This is a genomic window from Roseiarcus sp., from assembly GCF_052145395.1.
Lineage (GTDB): Bacteria > Pseudomonadota > Alphaproteobacteria > Rhizobiales > Beijerinckiaceae > Roseiarcus.
This window is the reverse complement of sequence record NZ_JBKQOT010000271.1, coordinates 1-3241: the sequence shown is the minus strand read 5'-3', so window position 1 is coordinate 3241 and position 3241 is coordinate 1. Positions and strand designations below refer to the sequence as shown.

4 protein-coding genes are annotated in these 3241 nt (G+C 62.5%); 1 reads left to right on the top strand and 3 read right to left on the bottom strand.

Annotated features, from left to right (window positions below):
• Positions 1-164 precede the first annotated feature (164 nt).
• Positions 165-482, top strand: coding sequence for a hypothetical protein (locus ACLP25_RS09080; protein WP_442468876.1), 318 nt, complete (start codon positions 165-167; stop codon positions 480-482).
• A 19-nt stretch (positions 483-501) separates the two neighbouring features.
• Here ACLP25_RS09080 and ACLP25_RS09075 read toward each other — a convergent pair whose 3' ends face one another.
• The 3 genes from ACLP25_RS09075 to ACLP25_RS09065 form a co-directional block, all read right to left on the bottom strand.
• The gene (locus tag ACLP25_RS09075; RefSeq protein WP_442468875.1) at positions 502-1566 is read right to left on the bottom strand and encodes a sugar ABC transporter substrate-binding protein; all 1065 of its coding nucleotides are present in this window, start codon (positions 1564-1566) and stop codon (positions 502-504) included.
• A 136-nt stretch (positions 1567-1702) separates the two neighbouring features.
• Entirely contained in the window at positions 1703-2671 is a 969-nt protein-coding gene (locus ACLP25_RS09070; RefSeq protein ID WP_442468874.1) for an ABC transporter permease, read from the bottom strand.
• Positions 2668-3241, bottom strand: a 574-nt coding sequence (locus tag ACLP25_RS09065) for an ATP-binding cassette domain-containing protein (RefSeq protein ID WP_442468873.1), incomplete at its 5' end; no start/stop codon positions are given. The genes ACLP25_RS09070 and ACLP25_RS09065, both read right to left, overlap by 4 nt.

The window sequence follows — 3241 nt, the reverse complement described above, 5'->3', positions numbered from 1 at the left end:
TCGCCCTCCGCTCCGGGGACGGGTCCCTCCTATGGACTATCGGGACAACCCGCTGCGCTGGCCAAAACGCTCCCCGCCGCCGAATAAGCGCGGATCCGGACCGCCGTCGACACTCGCTGATCGCAGGGGTGGCAAGCCGCTTTGGCCTCGATGAGGCGCGGATCGTGGAGTGGTCCGCTCGCCACGCCGCCTTCGACCGCGAAATGCTTCTAGAAACCCGGGAACGGGCGGTTCCGATCTCCTTTATACAGGCGGAGATCGACGCGGCTGTTCGGGCGTTCGCGCCGGTCCCCATCTATTTCGGACTGGAGCTCGTCCGCCAACCCGGCGTCGTCGACGTCGATCCGGCGCACGTTGTCGATATGGTGAAAGCCGGCCACGCGGCGAACGCGGCCGGGATCGTGATCTCATGGGATCTCATGCACGCGCCCATGGACTGCGTCCGCGCGCTCGCGGAAGCGGCCGAGGCGGGGGCGACCTAAGGAGCCCCGCCTTAGCGATCTATTGGCAGCCCCACGCCGCAGGAGTCTTCTCAGCGTTCTCCTTCGTTATCAGGGGCAACGGCAGGAAATAGGGTTTGGCGATGTCGGCGTCCTTTCCGTTGACATGCAGCCAAGCCATTTTCATCGCGTTGTAGGCTTGCGGGTAGGGATCCTGATCGACAGTGCCAAAGATCTTGCCGTCGTAAATCAGCTGCCGGACATCCTGGGGATAGTCGCCCACGATGAATTTGATCTCGTCGCGCCCGTTGCGGAGCGCGAAGTCGACGGCGGCGCTCGCCTCTGGGCCCTGCATGATGATGGCGTCGAGCTGTCCCTTCGGGAATCGGCTGAGAAGATCCTGCACGGCGGCGAGGGCCTTGGCCGCGTCGAAATCGTCGTTCACGCGGGCGACTTCCTCATATTGCGGGTTCTTGGCGCGGAACTCGTCCCAGCCTTTGGCGCGCAGGATTTGCGGCGACGTGCCGGAGATGCCCATGACGTAGGCGACCTTGGCTGTCTTGCCGCCAAAGGCCTGATCGAGAAGCTTGCCCTGAAGCCGGCCGAACTCGACGTCGTCGGCGCCGACATAGGTCAGCACGTTCGCTTCGCTTCGCCCGAAACCCGCCTTGTTGTTGACCTCGATCAACGGTATCTGAGCGTCATTGACGAGCTTGATGCCGGGGATGATTCCCTCGCCGGAGGGGGTGAGGAAAATGAGGTCCTTCTTCTGCGCGATGAAATTCTGAAGGTTGGCGAGCTCGGTCGCGACGTCGCCGCTGTTGCCGTCGACGAGGTCGTAGGTGAATCCGAACTGCTTGGCGCCATCCTCAAGCCCGGTTTTGAAATTCGCGTAGAAAGGCACCTTCAGGTAGGCGACGCTGACGCCGATCTTCTTGTTCGCCGGCGCGGGCGTGGGGTTCTCCGACATCCTATTGGGAGGCAGACAACTGAGCTTGTCGGCGATGGCCGCCGGGATGAACGCGCAGAGGAGGCCGGCTGACAGGACGCTCAGCATGAGCGCCCCTCTGACTGTGAGACTCCGCGAGCCTGCTCCGCCTGATTTCATGGCCTTATTGTGGGTCATCTCCGATTCCTCCCGGATCGCTGTTACCTTCGCAATCGCTTTGTCCCTGTCGCTTCGGGATTGTCCTCGAACGACAGCGACCGCAACGATGCTAGCGCATCTCAAGCGTTCGCAAAACAGCCGGTCGTTCGTGGCATCAAAAGGAACCAAAGCCGCCTCGCTTCGAATATCCGTCGAACGCGACCGCGGCGATGAGAATGAGACCGGTCGCGACCGGCTGCCAGAAGGGCGAGACGCCGAACAGATTGAGGCCGTTCGCGACCACCCCAAGGAGAAAGACGCCGACGATCGTGCCAGTCATGAGGCCGCGCCCGCCTCCCAGCGGGGCGCCTCCAACAATCACGGCGGCGATGGCGGTGAGCTCGTATCCGAGCGCGGCCTGCGGCGTCGCGCTCGCTGTCTGGCCGATGAGGATGATGCCCGATATTGCCGCGCACAAGGACACGAGAATGTAGACCGCAAAGCGCACGCGCGCGGTATTGACGCCCATCTGAGCCGAGGCGACGGAATTGCCGCCCACCGCGTAGACGTAGTGGCCGAAACGCGTTCGATGGAGAACAAATCCGAGCGCCGTTGCAACGATGAGGAAGAGGATCGCCGGATTTGGGACTCCTAACAGGCGTCCCATGCCAACCGTGGTGAATGAATATGGGACGCCGAAACGCGGAGAGGCATTGGTGGCGACATAGATGAGCCCGCGCACGACCGTCATCGTCCCAAGCGTCGCGACGAACGGATTGACGCCAAGATAGGCGATAAGCCAACCGTTCGTTGCGCCGACGAGAAGACAGGCGGTGATGGCGCCGATGACTCCGATGGGAATGCCGGGTGTCCCCAGGTCGATCATGAGCGTCGCGCCGACGACGCTGGCGAGGGCGGTTACGGACCCGACTGAGAGATCAAACCCACCGAGAATGATTGCGAAGGTCATGCCGCAGGCAATGATCCCGATGATCGAATTCTGCTGCATAACATTGATGAGGTTCTGATATGTCCCGAAGGTCGAGGTCGTCGCAAACATGCTCGTGACGAGCAGAATGAAGACGATCAGGACGCCGCGGCGCCGCGCGACCGACGCGAGCCGGGTCCAGCGACCCACGGTCATGCGCCAGCCCCGGTCGACGCGGCGGCCGCTCCGGTGATCATGCTGACGATCTCATCCGGATGGGTCCTGGCCGTGCGGCGGTACCCGATCACTCGTCCGCGGCGCATGACCCAGACGCCATCCGTGATGCGGAAGATCTGATCAAGATTGTGGCTGATGACCAATATGGTCAGCCCCTGCCGCTTCAGCTCGAAAATCACCTCTTCGACCGCCTTGGTTTCAGCGACCCCGAGCGCCGCGGTCGGCTCGTCCATGAGAATGAGTTTCGAACCCCAGGCTCCAGCGCGCGCAATTGCCACGACCTGCCGCTGTCCGCCGGACAGCAACTCAACGGGTTCGGCGATTGGCGGCACATTGCGCATAAAGCGCTCGAGCATTTCGCTCGTCTTCGCGAGCATCGCGCGCTTGTCGAGGATGTGAAGGACTCTTGGGCCGGCGGTCAGCTCACGGCCGAGATACACATTTGCCCATACCGCGAGGTTTCCGGCGAGCGCCAGATCCTGATAGACTGTTTCAATCCCTTGCTCGCGAGCTTCCGCGGGCGAGGCGAACCTAGCGGGTTTCCCTTGG

Excerpts from the sequence above, each read along its gene's own strand:
- ACLP25_RS09075 (WP_442468875.1), bottom strand. The coding sequence starts at position 1,566 with ATGACCCACAATAAGGCCATGAAATCAGGCGGAGCAGGCTCGCGGAGT.
- ACLP25_RS09070 (WP_442468874.1), bottom strand. The coding sequence starts at position 2,671 with ATGACCGTGGGTCGCTGGACCCGGCTCGCGTCGGTCGCGCGGCGCCGC.